Raw genomic sequence first — 14,960 nt, 5'->3', positions numbered from 1 at the left:
CCGGCTACTGCGCCGGTGTCAGGCCGCGCCCGCCCCCTGCCGGGCCCTGATGGCTGCTGGGGGTGTGGTGCTTGCGCACGAAGATGATGCTGCCGATGTCATCGCCGATCTTTAACAGCGCCGGAACCAGCACCAGCACCAGAGCGGTGGCCGAGGACAGGCCGAAGACGATGGTGATCGCCATGGGCAGCAGGAACTGGGCCTGAAGACTGGTTTCGAACATCAGCGGCAGCAGGCCGCCAATTGTGGTCATCGATGTCAGCAGCACCGCCCGCAGCCGGTCGCAGCTTGAGCCGATGGCCGCGCTGTCCAGCCCCTCGCCTTCCGCAATCCGCTCCTCGAACCGGGCCACAAGAATGATCGAGTTGTTGACGAGAATACCGGCGAGCCCAAGCAGCCCGATCATGCTCAAGATGGTCAGGTTGAAGCCCATGACATAGTGGCCGACAATTGCCCCCACGATGCCGAAGGGAATGATCGACATCACGACGACCGGCCGGGCATAGCTGCCGAAAATTGCCGCCAGGATGATGTAGATCCCGGCAATGGCCATCAGAACACCGGTCAACAGATCCGAAAACGCGTTGGCCTGTTCCTCTGCCTTGCCCGCAAACGAATAGTCCACACCATATTTGCGCGCCAGATCGGGCAGGAACTGTTTGTTCAATTCCGCGATGATCTCGTTGTTGGAGGTCACCGTGCTGTCCACATCGGCCACCACCGTCACAACGGTCTTGCCGTCCCGGCGCAGGATGATGGAAAAGCCCTGGGCATCGGTCAGCTTGACCACTTCCGTCAACGGCACGAATTCCCCCGCCGGGGTGCGCAGGGACAATTGCCTGAGGGCGGCGGTGCCGTCCGCATCGAACACCTGTTTCACGCGCACCGAGACTTCCTCGTCCCCTTCCGCAAAGCGTCTGGCAATATTGCCCTCAAAGGCGTTGCGGATCTGGCGGGCCGCGCTCTGAACCGTGAAGCCGAGCGCCCGCCCGCGCGGGGTCAGCTCCACCAGCAGCTCCGGCTTGCCATAAGGCAGATCATCTTCAACGGCGCTGGTGCCGGGAAAGGCGGAGAGTTCCTGCTGCAGCTCCTGCGCGGCCTCTTTCAGAACGCTTAAGCGCGCCCCGCTCAGACGTATATCAAGATCCCGGCCCGGAGGCCCGCCCCGGCGCTCGGCCACCGCCACACGCGAGGTTCCGGGAATGGACGGCAGGGCAGCGCGCCAGGCCCGCACGATGTCCGGCGTGCGGATGGAACGCTCTTCCGAGCGGGTCAGCTGCACGGTGATGTTGGCAACATTGTCGCCATGATTGTTGCCGGCTTTGCCAAGCGTAGCGTAGGTTGCATCAACCAGCTTTTCCCCGGAGCCCTTTGTCAGCTTTGCCTCGGCCTGTTTCAGCGCCTGTTCAATCGTGTTGATCCCGGCAATGGCCTGAGCTTCGGGAATACCCGCATGGAAGAAGATCGACGCGGTCAGGTTTTCCGCCTCCGGCGAGGGGAAGAAGGTGAATCCGACCCGGCCGCCACGCACAAGCCCGACCGCCAGCACCATGGCGGCAACGGCAACGGCCAGCGTGACATAGCGCCAGTTGACCGCCAGCGTGACGAAGCTGCGGAACGGATAGTCCCGCACCCAGTTGAACCCGGCATCAAAACCTCTGCGGAACCAGCTCGGCCGGTCCGGCGCCTCCTGTTGCTGTTTGCGGCGGCGCAGGGCCATGAGCAGGGATTCCACCGCCAAAGCCAGCAGGAAGCAAACACTGACCAGAACCATCTCGAAAGCGAAGACCCCGGCTCCGTTCCGGAAGCTGCGCAGCGGATCATCGATAAAGTCGAGATAGGGCGGCACGGAAATATCCGGCTGAGACACCAACGCGCTTAGGAAGAAGGCGGGAACGCCCGCAACAATAACAACCCGCCACCAGCTCCAGCCCGGCCGGCTGCCCAGGGCATGGGACAGGTGGCCGGGCAGCACCATGAAACACTCGATCAAGGAGGCGATCACCACCGCGACCACCACGACTGGCAAGGTCGACATGATCTGGCCAAGCACATCGCCCACCAGCAGGATCGGCAGGAAAGCGGCAATCGTGGTCAGGCTGGCGGCAAAGATCGGGGCCAGCATTGTGGTCGCGCCGTTGACAGCGGCATCCTCGGGCCGGTCGCCCATGGCCTGTCGGGTGGCCGTATGCTCGCCAACCACAATCGCATCATCCACGATCACGCCAAGCATCATGATCAGCGCGAACATGGAGATCATGTTGATGCTTTCCCCCATCAGCCACATGATCCCGAGCGTCGCCATCATGGCCACCGGAATGCCGGCGGCCACCCAGAGCGCAATACGGGCATTCAGGAACAGGAACAAGATGGCCACCACCAGCACAAGGCCGCTGAGACCATTTTCCACCAGCAGGGAGATCCGCCCCTTCACCGCGTCGGCCGTAACGTCATATGTCAGGATTTCCAGGGTCTTGGGCAGTTCCCTGGTTTCCTTGGCCAGATAGTCATCCACAATCTTGGCCGCTTTGAGCGTATCCGTCTTTTCCGTGCGCAGGATCTTGATTTCAATGGCGCGGGTGCCTTTGGAAAAGCCCTGGTTCTCGGTGGAATTGAAGTCCCGGGTGACAACCCCGATGTCCTTCACCAGCGTCTTTTCCCCGGAGGAATAGGACTTCACCTCGACCCGGCCCACCGCTTCCGGCGAGCGCTGCTCCGACAGGGCCCGGATCTGGCGCTCCACCGCCCCGTCCAGTTTCCCAGCCGGAAGGTCAATCGTGTTGCCCGCAATCTGTTCGGCTACACCGGCAATGGTCAGGTCCAGACGGCGCAGCTCCCGTTCGGGGATCTCGACCAGATATTCCGGGGAGCGGTAGCCGTAAAGCTCGACCTTGTCGATTCCCCGAGCCAGAAGGTCATCCCGGATCTTGCGGGCAAACACTTTCAGCGCCTGTTCGGAAAACGGCCCGCGCAGGGCAAGCGTCGCCACGCTGTCGGTGAAGGTGGACGCGGAAATCACCGGGGTTTCGGAATCCAGCGGCAGGGTTGTGACACCTGAGACCGCCTGCTCCACATCGGAAAGCGCCTGCTGCATGTTGGTGCCTTCAAGAAACTCCATCTGCACCGAAGCCGCCCCCTCACGGGCATAGGACACAATCTCGTCCAGACCGTCGATAAAGCGCAGCTCCGGCTCGATCACTTCCAGAATGTTGGAGGCGACGTCTTCCGCACTGGCCCCGGGCCAGTCGATGGTGACCGAAATCCGGTCTGTCTTGATGGTCGGGAAAAACTGGGTGTTCAGCTTGGCAAGGCCATACGCGCCGAACAGCACCATGACCGCCATGATCAGGTTCGCCGCATTCGCATGGCGCACGATCATTTCCAGAAAGCCGCGTGACTGTATCTCTCGCATGATGGCGGCCTCCGTCAGCGGGCGGTGGTGTCACGGCGCTCCGCCGTGGCTGCCGGGCCCGCCGTCTTGTCGGTGCTGGTGACGTCTTCCACCAGCAGCCCCTTGCCGGCTTCCGGGATCCGGGTGGTCAAAAGGGTCTCACCGGAAGTCAGATTGCCGCGCACGATGATGTTGCCATCGTCAATGGCGAGCGCCTCCACCTTGCGCGGCTCCAACCGGCTGTCCTTGACCACATAGACCTTGCCCTCGCCGTAATAGGCGGTCTCCGGGACCCGGAAACTGTCATGGTAGGTTTCATCAGCCAGGGAGATCTCGACAAAGGCGCCGGGGCGAAGGGGAACAGCCGCATCCGAGCTGTCGATGGAGGCAATCAGCTCTACCCCGCCGCGCGTGCTGGCCACATCCGCACCGATGCGGCTCACCGTCGCCTGATAGGTAACCGGGGTGGTGCCCAGATACCAGGTCACCTGCACCGGGCGACCGACAACCGTGCCGCTGTCGGCAACCAGGCGGCCATACTGGTTGTCCGACAAGGTGAAACGGACCTCAAATTCATCGGCCGCGTAAAGCGAAACCACAGAATCGTTCACACTCACCAGCCGCCCCGGCTCCGCCGCTTCGGAGCGCACAATGGCATCAAACGGGGCGCGCAGAACCGTGTTCTCAAGCTGCCGCTTTGCATCTTCAAGGCGCCAGTCCAGGCGCTTGACCGCCGCTTTCTGCTGCTCGACCTTGGCTTCATAAAGGGTCAGCGTGTTTTGAGCCTGCTCAAGCGCCTGCTGGCGCTGGGACACAAGCAGCCGCCGGTCGTCGACGGTCCGCTCCGTTACCGCGCCGCGGTTGACCAGATCCTCTGCCCGCTGCAAGTCGCGTGTGGCAAATTCCAGCTGTTCCTTCGCCCGCGCCATATTGGCCCGTTCCAGAACCACCTGCCCCTGGCTTTCCACAAGCGCAGCATGGGCTTCCGCCAGATTGGCCTCCGCTTCCGTGACAGCGCCTTCATAGTCGAACCGGTCGATCGCCACCAGAAGGTCACCCTTGGCCACAAAGCCGCCGGCCTTCAAATTCGGGTGAATCTGGCTCACCTCACCGCCGACAAGGGCCCTGAGTTCCACTTCCCGGCCCGCCGTGGTTTCCCCATAGACATTGATATCCGGAGCATAGTCCCCTTTTTGAAGGGTCAGCGTCTCGACGGGATAGCTTTTTTCCCGGATGGCCTGTTTCGGCACTTCTGGCTTGCTTGCCACCAGTGCATTCATGCCAATAAACGCCCCGATCAGGATCGCAAAGGCGATCAGTGCCTGGAGCAGGGCCTTCAGGATCAGCAACGTCCGCCGCCAGCCTTCGCCCGGTTGCGGAGCCTGCGGCGGAAGAACGTCTGAAACCGGCTTGTCTGCGGTTTTCTGGGGTCCGGTTTCCTGGGGTCCGGTTTCCTGGGGAAGCGTTTGCAGCATGTTTGGTACACCGGGCTTTAAAAGGGACTGCGGGTGTCTTTATGTCAATGATTGACGGATAGTTTTATTTCGCACCGCAAAATTCAACCCCGGACCTGCGTAGAAACCGCAAATGGGGCGTGAAAAGTGTAACGAAATGTGTCTGTTTGCGCAGACTTAAGCTGTCTTTGCGGACAGATCCCTCTGCCCGGAAGGGCCATCACATCCAGCCCCAAGGATCTGAACTGTTTATGCAATCAGTGCATATTCTACCCAAACGGTAGATTGAGATCAGCCATCGAACTCATATTTGGCGTTGCAGAATTCACACGTGACAGCAATCTTTCCGTCAACGGTCATGCTCTCCACTTCCTCCGCCGAAAAGCCGGACAGGACGGAGGCAATCTTCTCGCGGGAGCAGCGGCACTTGTCTGCCAGCGGCTGGGGGTTGAACAGCCGCACCCCACGCTCGTGAAACAGCCGGAACAGCAGCATTTCAACGCTCACTTCCGGGTCTGTCAGTTCCACATCCTTGACGGTGTCGACAAGCGCCTTGGCTTCCACCCAGGCATCATCCTCCGCAACTTCGGGCGCTTCAGTGCCTTCCGGGGCATCCCCGGGGTCGATATCCGCTTGACGCAACCGCTCCGGCGCCTCGGGCAGGAACTGCACCATGATCCCGCCTGCGGTCCATGTTCTGGCATGGCCCTCGCCTTCCTGGCGGGTGAACAGCTCTCCCACCCCAAGCCGGACTTCGGTCGGGATCTGTTCAGAGCGTTCGAAGTAGCGGCGGGCGACTTCTTCCAGAGAAATCCCGTCCAGCTCCACAAGGCCCTGATAGCGCTGCATGTGCTGGCCCTGGTCGATGGTCATGGCCAGATGGCCATGGCCAAGGAGCGCCTCCGGCGTCGCCTTGCCTGCGGCCACAAGCGCTGCGACCCGGTCTTCGTCAAAGCTGGCGCAGGCACGCATTGCATCCGGCGAGGCAAAGTCGACCACAAGCATCGACACCGGCCCCTGCGTCTGGGTCTGCAGTGTGAAGCGGCCATCGAATTTCAGCGATGTCCCCAACAGGCTTGCCAGAACAATAGCTTCGGCCAGGAGCCTGGAGACAGGCTCCGGATAGGAATGCCGTTCCAGAATGGCTTCCAGTACCGGGCCAAGAGCAACAGCGCGCCCCCGAACGTCCAGCCCTTCCACGGCAAAAGGCCGGACAGCGTCCAGCCCTGCGGGGGCAATCCCCAGTTCCTCAAGATTGAATGCCACGTCGGCCTTGCCTTATCCTTTGCCGAAACACCAGGCCAGAACGCCTTTCTGGGCATGGAGCCGGTTTTCAGCTTCATCAAACACCACGGAATTGGGACCGTCCATAACCTCGGCTGTGACTTCTTCGCCGCGATGCGCCGGCAGGCAGTGCATGAACACTGCCCGGGCGTTGGCTTCTTCCATCAGCTTTTCGTTGACCTGATAGGCGCTGAGAAGATTGTGACGGCTCTCGCTGTCATCATCGCCCATGGAGACCCAGCAATCGGTCACGACACAGTCGGTTCCCTTTACGGCCTCATATGGGTCTGTGGTCACAAGAATGGAACCACCCTTGGCGCGCGCGGCGTCGATCAGGTCCTGGGGTGGTGCCAGCTCGGCCGGTGTGGCAATGCGCAGTTCGAAATCAAACCGCGGCGCGGCATGCACCCAGGAGGCCAGAACATTGTTGCTGTCGCCGGTCCATGCCACACTCTTGCCGGAGATCGGCCCGCGGTGTTCCTCAAACGTCATCAGATCCGCCATGATCTGGCACGGGTGGGACACTTTGGTAAGGCCGTTGATCACGGGAACCGTGGCATATTCGGCCAGCTCCGTCAGATCCTCATGGCTGAGAATACGGATCATGATTGCATCGACGAACCGGGACAGAACCCGGGCCGTGTCGGCAATGGTCTCGCCCCGGCCAAGCTGCATTTCCGCGCCGGTCAGCATCAGGGTTTCGCCGCCGAGTTCGCGCATGCCCACATCAAAGGAAATGCGGGTCCGGGTGGAAGGTTGCTCGAAAATCATGGCCAGTACCTTGCCGGCCAGCGGCCCCTCACCCGGGCGCACACCATTGCGGTTTGCCTTGATGGTCTTTGCGGTTTCCAGAATGGCGCGCAGTTCGTCGCCCTCAAGGTCCGTCAGGTCGAGAAAATTCCGGTAAGCTGCATGTGCGGTCATCCGGCCGCTCCTTCCACCAAGTTCGCCTCAACCGCCTGCGCCGCCTGTTCCAGACGCTCCAGCGCGATCGCAATTTCGTCTTCGCTCATTGTCAGCGGCGGCAGAAGCCGCAGGACATTGTCACCGGCCGGAACGGCCAGGAGCCCGGCCTCCCGGGCCGCAGCCGAAAATTCGCCCACGGGCACCACGCATCTGAGACCTAGCATCAGTCCGCTGCCGCGCACTTCCGCCAGCACATCCGGATGGCCGTCCACCAGACCGGCAAGCTTCTGCTTGAAGTTCAGGCCCTTGCGTTGAACCTCGCCCAGAAAGCCCTCTTCAAGAATGATGTCGAGCACCGCATTGCCAACAGCCATGGCGAGCGGATTGCCACCAAATGTGGTGCCGTGAGTGCCAGGCCCGAGCGCGCCGGCAGCCTCTTGCGTCGCCAGGCACGCGCCCATGGGAAAACCGCCGCCGATCCCCTTGGCAATCGCCATCAGGTCCGGGCTGACACCGGTCCATTCATGGGCAAACAGCTTGCCCGTCCGGCCGATGCCGGTCTGGATCTCATCGAAAATGAGCAGCAGGCCGTTGTCGTCACACAGTTTGCGCAGGGCGCGCAGAAAGTCCGGCTGGATTTCCCGGATACCGCCCTCGCCCTGAACCGGTTCAATCGCGATGGCCGCTGTCTGGGGGCCTATGACCGCCTTGAGCGCATCCAGATCGCCCGCCGGCACCTGGTCGAAACCGGGCGCCTTGGGGCCAAAGCCTTCCAGGTATTTCTCCTGCCCCCCGGCGGCGATCGTCGCGATGGTACGGCCGTGGAAAGCCCCTTCAAAGGTGACAATGTGAAACCGTTCCGGATGGCCCTTGTCATATTGATGGCGGCGGGCGCATTTGATCGCCGCTTCCATGGCTTCGGCCCCGGAATTCACGAACAGCACCTTGTCGGCAAAGGAGGCATCCGCCAGCCGCTGCGCCAGCCGTTCCCCCTCGGGCATCTGGTGCAGGTTGGAAATGTGCCAGAGCTTCGCCGCCTGTTCCTGAAGCGCCTTGACCAGATGCGGGTGACTGTGGCCGCAGGAATTCACAGCGATGCCGGACCCGCAATCGAGGTATCGTCGGCCGTCCTTGGTCACCAGCCAGACACCTTCCCCGTGATCAAAGCTCAGGGATGATCTTGCGTAATTCCCAAACAGTGCGGTCGCGGACATAACCTCATTCAACTCCATGGCCGTCCCCGCGCTGTCGAGTGTGGCAGGGACTGGCGGTTTTCAGGGATTTCAGCTCCGGCAGGCTGGCTGCGGTGCACGCGCACACCGTCAGACCTGCACAAGGCCAAAACGCAACGTGCCGCCCCTGAGAGGCGGCACGTTGCGGTTCCGTTATACACTGGCCGCCCCATTATCTGTCAATGGGCCTGCGGCCAGGCCGCATACGTAGAGTCACCGGAACAGAATTCGTAAAATTCTCAATACCCTCGCCATACTTGGGGAAAAGTCCCTTCATCCCCAACTGGTTTGGGCCCAATGGTTGCCTCACAAATTAACGTTATTGTAATCTGTGACCAATCAGACACGACATCTCGTAAGGCAAATCACTCGAAGATACTAGATATGCCACACTTAGGCATGCACCAGCATGCTTAATACGGGGTTAATGGCCGCAGAGGCCGCAATAAAAGGTGCGGGCAATGAGTTGGACAAACGAACGGGTTGAACTCCTCAAGAAACTTTGGGGTGACGGCTTGAGCGCAAGCCAGATCGCTGGCGAGCTTGGAGGCGTCACCCGGAATGCCGTGATCGGCAAGGTTCACCGGCTTGGCCTGTCCGGGCGGGCAAAGACCTCAAGCGCAAGCACCAAGCCCCGTCGGCCGCGCTCTGCAACCGCCAGCAACACCAACACCAGCTCAGCTCCGAAGAAGCCGGCCCAGCAGCCGCCGCAAACAATTGGGGCGACGGCGCTCAAGGCGGATACAGCCCCTGCGCCCGTTGCAGAGATCAAGCCAGAGCCGGTGGCCGAACTGGTGGTGCCGATCTCCCAGCGTGCCACGATCCTGACGCTGACCGAGCGCACCTGCAAATGGCCGATCGGCGACCCGGCGACGGACGACTTCTACTTCTGCGGCCGCCAGTCCGAAGCCGGTGTTCCCTATTGCACCCATCACTGCAAGATCGCCTACCAGCCGGTCGCTGACCGCCGCCGCGACCGCAAAGTGATTGCGAAGGCCGGCTGACGCCCCACCTTCTTTTAAACGAGAAAAGCCCGCCATTTTGGCGGGCTTTTCAGTTTGAAGCGTGCTTTTATTTTCCAGCCCCCTACTAGGCCCCATGCCAACCTCACCCAAAAGGTCCCTATTGGAGTGGGCAAGTTCACCGGCAAGGAGAGGCACGCAGACCGGCCTGTTGGCCGTTCAAGCGGCGCAACGCAGTCCGGCGGGCCGGAGCAGGCCACCGAGGCCGTGTTTGAGGACTGTTCAGCTGCGTCCCAAGTTTTGAACGATAAACCATATCGCCCTGCAACCTGCTCCTTGACGAACAGTCCCCAAACACGGTCAGATCGGTTCCTATCTATTGAGGTTGGTAGGAGCCACCTTAAGCTACGACACGAGAGCGTTCCGCCGTGTCGCGCGTCTTGGACGAAGCCGCACATCACCCTGTGACCCGTTCCTTGCGGAACGCTCTCATGTCACGGTCGAATAGGGTCCTGTTTGGTGAGGTTGATATCAGCCGACAGCTGAAAACTGATCGTTGAAGGCGTAGCCCGCGCCGCGGACCGTGCGGATCGGGTCCTTGGCCTTGCCCCTGTTGAGGGCTTTGCGCAGACGGCCCACATGCACATCAACCGTGCGCTCGTCCACATAGACATCATGACCCCAGACACCGTCCAGAAGCTGCTCGCGGGAAAACACCCGCCCAGGCGACGTCATCAGGAACTCCAGCAGGCGGAACTCGGTCGGGCCCAGGTGGATTTCCTTGGTATTGCGCCGGACCCGGTGGGTTTCCCGGTCCAGTTCAATATCGCCGGAACGCAACATCGTGGAGACCACTTCCGGGCTGGCCCGGCGTAGGATCGCACGGACCCGCGCCATCAGCTCCGGCACGGAGAACGGCTTGACCACATAGTCATCTGCCCCGGTCGACAGGCCGCGGATCCGCTCCGCTTCCTCGCCCCGCGCCGTCAGCATGATAACCGGCAGGCGCTCGGTGTCCTCGCGGGTGCGCAGGCGGCGGCACAGTTCAATGCCGGACAGGCCCGGCAGCATCCAGTCCAGAAGCAGCAGATCCGGCAGGCTTTCCCGCAGGCGGATTTCCGCCTCATCGCCTCGGACACAGGAATCCACCTGATATCCTTCCGCTTCCAGATTGTATCTCAAGAGAAGGCTGAGCGGTTCTTCGTCTTCAACGATGAGGACCTTCGGCATTCGTTCTTGCTCCGTCTAGGCGGCCGGCGCCCAGGCGCCGGCCGGAAATTGCGCACTGTTTTTTGCAGAGGTTTATGCGCTGGTCGTTTCGTCGAGCTTTTCCCGCTCTTCCGGCAGACGCTCGCCTGTGACCATGAAGAAGACATTCTCCGCAATATTGGTCGCGTGATCCCCGATCCGCTCGATGTTCTTGGCGCAGAACAGCAAATGGACACATTGGGTGATCACCCGCGGGTCTTCCATCATGTAGGTGAGCAATTCCCGGAAAAGGGAAGTATAGATCGCGTCGACTTCCGCGTCCCCTTCCTGCACCCGGCGCGCCGCCTCGGCATCGCGCCGCGTATAGGCGTCAAGCACCTGCTTGAGCTGGGACAGGGCCAGCTCGGTCATGTGCTCGACCCCGATGGCCAGCTTTTTGGACTGGAGATTGCTATCGATGGCAATCACACGCTTGGCCACGTTCTTGGCCAGGTCGCCCACCCGCTCCAGGTCATTGGCGATGCGGCTGGCGGCAGTGATCTCGCGCAGGTCCTGCCCCATGGGCTGGCGGCGGGCGATCATCTCGATCAGCTTCATCTCCACGTCCTGATGCAACCCATCCAGGCGTTCATCGCCGGAAATGGTAGCCTTGGCCAGATCAAGATCCTGGTTGACCAGCGCATGCACCGCATCCGCGAACGCCCGTTCTGCAAGGCCGCCCATCTCGGCGACTTTGCCGGCCATGGCAGTCAGTTCCTCGTCATAAGCCGAGACTGTATGTTCAGACATCCTGTGTCCCCTTCAGATTTCGCAAATACGCTTAGCCAAAGCGTCCGGTGATGTAATCCTGCGTGCGTTTGTCCTGCGGGTTGGTAAAGATGTCTTCTGTCTGACCTTCCTCAACCAGAATTCCCAGGTGGAAAAACGCGGTGCGCTGAGAGACACGGGCCGCCTGCTGCATGGAGTGGGTCACGATCACGATCGTGTAGTTTTCGCGCAGCTCGTCGATCAGTTCCTCAACCTTTGCCGTAGCAATGGGATCAAGTGCAGAACATGGTTCATCCATCAGGATCACTTCCGGGCTGACGGCAATTGCGCGCGCAATGCACAGACGCTGTTGCTGTCCGCCGGACATGCCTGTTCCCGGCTCATCCAGCCGGTTCTTGACTTCTTCCCAAAGGCCGGCCTTCTGCAGGCTCGAGGCCACGATATCGTCCAGTTCCGCCTTGTTGCGGGACAGGCCGTGGATCCGCGGACCATAGGCAATATTGTCGTAGATCGACTTCGGGAACGGGTTCGGCTTCTGGAACACCATGCCCACCTTGGCTCGCAGCTGCACCGGATCGACCTTCGGATCGTAAATGTCTTCGCCGTCAATCTTGATGGAGCCTTCGACACGACAGATATCTATGGTGTCGTTCATGCGATTCAAGGTGCGCAGGAAGGTCGACTTGCCACAGCCGGACGGGCCAATGAAGGCCGTAACGGAACGCGGCTGGATTTCAATATCCACGTCTTTGATGGCATGGGTGTCGCCGTAATAGACCTGGACCTTGTTGGCGGAAATCTTGCTGTCGGTCATCTCTTTCGCCTGTTCAATCGTCGGCATCTCGTTCATCGGATCAATCCTTACCAGCGGCGCTCAAACCTGCGGCGCAGGATGATTGCGAGAATGTTCATGGAAAGAAGGAAAATCAGGAGCACAATAATCCCGCCCCAGGCCTTCTCGTAAAAGGCATAGTCGGCCCGGGCCGCCCAGGTGTAGATCTGGGCCGGCATGGCGGAGTTCGGGTCCATGAAGCCGGAGACGAGCCCGTCCGGATACCCACGGGCCACAAAGCCGACCATCCCGATCAGCAGCAGCGGCGCGGTCTCCCCAAGAGCCTGGGCCAGACCAATGATGGTGCCGGTCAAAATGCCCGGCATGGCCAGTGGCAGGACATGGTGGAAGATGGCCTGCATCTTGGACGCTCCGACGCCCAGCGCCGCATCCCGGATGCTCGGCGGCACCGCTTTCAAGGACGCCCGTGTGGAGATGATGATGGTCGGCAGGGTCATCAGCGTCAGCACCAGCCCACCGACCAGCGGGGCGGATTGCGGCAGATGCATGAACTGGATGAACACGGCCAGGCCCAGAATGCCGAACACGATGGACGGTACGGCAGCCAGGTTGGAAATATTCACCTCGATCAGATCGGTGAACCGGTTCTGCGGTGCAAACTCTTCCAGATAGATGGAGGCGGCAACGCCGATGGGCAGGGACAGGAACAGCACGACCAGCATCATAAAGAAGGAACCGACCACGGACGCCCCAATGCCAGCAGCACCCGGATTGTCCACCCCGGCATCCGCACCGGTCACGAACTGCCAGTTGAAGACGCTCTTGAGGACGCCCGCATCGACCAGATGGTCAACAATGTCCAGATCCGACGACTGCAGGAACCGGCTGTCGGTCATGTTGTCGCGCGTGATCCGGCCATTGATATAGCCATCCACCCGGGACGAAGCGGCCAGCTTGAAGTCGACTGGCTCGCCGAGCTTGTCTTCATTTTCCCGGTAAAAGGAACGGATTGTATTGCCCGGCTTGCCGACAATGCGGCCGATGGCTGCCGGTTCAACCGCTGCTTCGATGCCACTGTCCTTCAGCTGGGCGGTCAGGGCGTCCAGGAAAAGTTGCTCATAGGCTTTCGTCTTGAAGAGCTGCTTTTCCGCTGCTTCATACTGCTCCTGCGTCACGGTAAACTTCACTTCAACAACCGTGCGCGAGAAGGCCGGAATGCCCTGGGAGATGATGGCAAAGGCCAGAACCACCAGAAAGAACAGCCCGATCACGATGGCGGCGATGCCATAAGCCTGGAACCGCTTTTCCGCTGCATTGCGCTTGCGAGTGAGATCATCCAGCGCATAAAGCGACTTGGGCTGGCGCGGCGCGGCCGAAGTGGTTTCGCCCGCTTCGGGAGGAAGAGTTGTATCGGTCATCAGTCATACTGCTCCCGGTATTTGCGCACGATGTAAAGCGCGACAATATTAAGACCAAGCGTAATCACGAACAGCGTCATGCCCAGCGCAAAGGCAACAAGCGCAACGGGCGAAGCAAAATCCGCATCCCCGGTCAGCTGGCTGACGATTTTGGCAGTCACCGTTGTCATGGCTTCGAACGGGTTCAGGCTGAGCCGTGCGGCTGCCCCTGCCCCGAGCACCACAATCATGGTTTCACCGATGGCGCGCGACGCTGCCAGCAGAATGGCGCCGACAATGCCCGGAAGCGCGGCAGGCAGGATCACCTGGCGCACGGTTTCCGACTTGGTCGCGCCCAGACCGTAGGACCCGTCCCGCATGGCCTGGGGCACCGCGTTGATGATGTCATCGGACAGCGAGCTGACAAAGGGAATGAGCATGATGCCCATGACCAGACCGGCCGTCATGACGGCGGTCCCGGCCTGCATGATGCCAAGGCCGTTTTCCCCGAAGATGGACATCAGCAGCGGCCCGACGGTCAGAAGGGCGAAGAGACCGTACACAATGGTCGGGATACCCGCCAGAACCTCCAGAAGAGGCTTGGCGACGGCCCGTACTTTCGGACCGGCATATTCCGACAGATAGACGGCGGCGAAGAGGCCGATCGGCACTGCCACCACAAGGGCAACCAGCGAGATGTAGAACGTGCCCCAGAGCAGCGGCACGATGCCCAACTCAGACGAGCTGCCCCGGCCGGAGAAGCTTGGCGACCAGGTCGTGCCGAAGAAGAAGTCCGTGGCCGGATAGAGACGAAAGAACTCGGCGGTGTTGAACACCAGCGACAACACGATGCCGATGGTGGTCAGGATGGCTATCGAGGCCGCTGCAATCAGCAGTGCCTTGATACCCTGCTCGACCACATTTCGCGCCCGGAAGTCAGCATTGGTCTCGCGCAGGCCAAAGGCTGCCCCGGCCAGGGAGACCAAAAGAATGGCAACGGTCATCATCAGATTGCCGGTGGCGTTCATCACGCGGAAACTTTGCGCGGCGCGCAGAACCGGCTGGGTGACCTGGGAGGTCACAATCTGGCCCGCATCCTTGAGGCGGGTGGTGACGTCGGTGAAGTCGGCGCGGGCATTGCGCGCGAAGTCTTCATCCATGGCGCCAATCGCGACCGCATTGTCGAGGCCGCGCGCGGTCCGGCGGACCTCAGCCAGCACCAGACCCCGGGACGAGCCTTCCTGAATGGCGCTTTCCGGGATCATGCCGGAAATGGAGCTGTTCACGTAGATCGGCTGCACGAGCAGCCAGGCGATCAGGAGCAACAAGGCGGGAACGGCAGCCTTCATCGCGACATTCGTGCCGTAATAGGACGGTAGGGAATGCAGAGCCGACAGCTCTCCCCCGGCACTGGACAGGGCCCGCGACCGCCCAAGAACGTACCCCACCGCAGCGATGATGAGCACGGTCAAGATGAGCCAGAACAAAGGCATTTGCTCCCCCGGAATTTTTAGAAAGTACAAAAAGAAAAAGGGGCGGCGATCACGGCCGCCCCTCACAATCA

11 protein-coding genes are annotated in these 14,960 nt (G+C 60.9%); 1 reads left to right on the top strand and 10 read right to left on the bottom strand.

Going from position 1 to position 14,960, the window contains the following annotated elements; translation table 11 throughout:
- Positions 1 to 4: 4 nt before the first annotated feature.
- The 5 genes from ACXAH0_RS23285 to ACXAH0_RS23265 all read right to left on the bottom strand — a co-directional run bounded on the left by ACXAH0_RS23285 (position 5) and on the right by ACXAH0_RS23265 (position 8,249).
- The gene (locus ACXAH0_RS23285; RefSeq protein WP_475195456.1) at positions 5 to 3,412 is read right to left on the bottom strand and encodes an efflux RND transporter permease subunit; all 3,408 of its coding nucleotides are present in this window, start codon (positions 3,410 to 3,412) and stop codon (positions 5 to 7) included.
- 14 nt (positions 3,413 to 3,426) lie between these two features.
- Complete coding sequence (locus ACXAH0_RS23280; protein ID WP_475183859.1) at positions 3,427 to 4,866, bottom strand: efflux RND transporter periplasmic adaptor subunit; 1,440 nt, start codon at positions 4,864 to 4,866, stop codon at positions 3,427 to 3,429.
- Between the two features lie 270 nt (positions 4,867 to 5,136).
- Positions 5,137 to 6,111 (bottom strand): Hsp33 family molecular chaperone, encoded by a 975-nt coding sequence (locus tag ACXAH0_RS23275; RefSeq protein ID WP_475195453.1) that lies wholly within the window; start codon positions 6,109 to 6,111, stop codon positions 5,137 to 5,139.
- Between the two features lie 12 nt (positions 6,112 to 6,123).
- The gene (gene argF / locus ACXAH0_RS23270; RefSeq protein ID WP_475195452.1) at positions 6,124 to 7,053 is read right to left on the bottom strand and encodes an ornithine carbamoyltransferase; all 930 of its coding nucleotides are present in this window, start codon (positions 7,051 to 7,053) and stop codon (positions 6,124 to 6,126) included.
- On the bottom strand, positions 7,050 to 8,249 hold the full coding sequence (locus ACXAH0_RS23265; RefSeq protein WP_475183850.1) for an acetylornithine transaminase: 1,200 nt from the start codon (positions 8,247 to 8,249) through the stop codon (positions 7,050 to 7,052). Before ACXAH0_RS23265 ends, argF begins: the two co-directional genes overlap by 4 nt.
- A gap of 479 nt (positions 8,250 to 8,728) precedes the next feature.
- Between ACXAH0_RS23265 and ACXAH0_RS23260 the strand changes: the two genes are divergently transcribed.
- Positions 8,729 to 9,271, top strand: coding sequence for a GcrA family cell cycle regulator (locus ACXAH0_RS23260; protein WP_475183846.1), 543 nt, complete (start codon positions 8,729 to 8,731; stop codon positions 9,269 to 9,271).
- 489 nt (positions 9,272 to 9,760) lie between these two features.
- Here the strand turns inward: ACXAH0_RS23260 and phoB are convergent, their stop codons facing one another.
- From phoB to pstC, 5 genes are all read right to left on the bottom strand, one after another.
- Entirely contained in the window at positions 9,761 to 10,459 is a 699-nt protein-coding gene (gene phoB / locus ACXAH0_RS23255) for a phosphate regulon transcriptional regulator PhoB (protein WP_475183842.1), read from the bottom strand.
- A gap of 72 nt (positions 10,460 to 10,531) precedes the next feature.
- The gene (phoU, locus tag ACXAH0_RS23250) at positions 10,532 to 11,227 is read right to left on the bottom strand and encodes a phosphate signaling complex protein PhoU (protein WP_475183837.1); all 696 of its coding nucleotides are present in this window, start codon (positions 11,225 to 11,227) and stop codon (positions 10,532 to 10,534) included.
- Positions 11,228 to 11,258: 31 nt separating this feature from the next.
- A complete protein-coding gene (gene pstB / locus ACXAH0_RS23245; protein WP_475183833.1) occupies positions 11,259 to 12,056 on the bottom strand; it encodes a phosphate ABC transporter ATP-binding protein PstB in 798 nt (265 codons plus the stop codon).
- An 11-nt stretch (positions 12,057 to 12,067) separates the two neighbouring features.
- Positions 12,068 to 13,417, bottom strand: a complete 1,350-nt coding sequence (gene pstA / locus ACXAH0_RS23240) for a phosphate ABC transporter permease PstA (RefSeq protein WP_475195449.1) — start codon at positions 13,415 to 13,417, stop codon at positions 12,068 to 12,070.
- Positions 13,417 to 14,889: a phosphate ABC transporter permease subunit PstC gene (pstC, locus tag ACXAH0_RS23235; RefSeq protein ID WP_475195448.1), complete on the bottom strand. Its 1,473-nt coding sequence runs from the start codon at positions 14,887 to 14,889 to the stop codon at positions 13,417 to 13,419. Before pstC ends, pstA begins: the two co-directional genes overlap by 1 nt.
- Positions 14,890 to 14,960: the final 71 nt, after the last annotated feature.

This window comes from Roseibium sp. AWQ4_290, from assembly GCF_056160985.1.
Note: the sequence above shows the minus strand (reverse complement) of the source record. Positions and strands in the feature narration are given on the sequence as shown.

Coding starts and splice junctions, on each gene's coding strand:
- ACXAH0_RS23285 (WP_475195456.1), bottom strand. CDS start 3,412: ATGCGAGAGATACAGTCACGCGGCTTTCTGGAAATGATCGTGCGCCAT.
- ACXAH0_RS23280 (WP_475183859.1), bottom strand. CDS start 4,866: ATGCTGCAAACGCTTCCCCAGGAAACCGGACCCCAGGAAACCGGACCC.
- argF (WP_475195452.1), bottom strand. CDS start 7,053: ATGACCGCACATGCAGCTTACCGGAATTTTCTCGACCTGACGGACCTT.
- ACXAH0_RS23265 (WP_475183850.1), bottom strand. CDS start 8,249: ATGTCCGCGACCGCACTGTTTGGGAATTACGCAAGATCATCCCTGAGC.
- ACXAH0_RS23260 (WP_475183846.1), top strand. CDS start 8,729: ATGAGTTGGACAAACGAACGGGTTGAACTCCTCAAGAAACTTTGGGGT.
- phoB (WP_475183842.1), bottom strand. CDS start 10,459: ATGCCGAAGGTCCTCATCGTTGAAGACGAAGAACCGCTCAGCCTTCTC.
- phoU (WP_475183837.1), bottom strand. CDS start 11,227: ATGTCTGAACATACAGTCTCGGCTTATGACGAGGAACTGACTGCCATG.
- pstB (WP_475183833.1), bottom strand. CDS start 12,056: ATGAACGAGATGCCGACGATTGAACAGGCGAAAGAGATGACCGACAGC.
- pstA (WP_475195449.1), bottom strand. CDS start 13,417: ATGACCGATACAACTCTTCCTCCCGAAGCGGGCGAAACCACTTCGGCC.
- pstC (WP_475195448.1), bottom strand. CDS start 14,889: ATGCCTTTGTTCTGGCTCATCTTGACCGTGCTCATCATCGCTGCGGTG.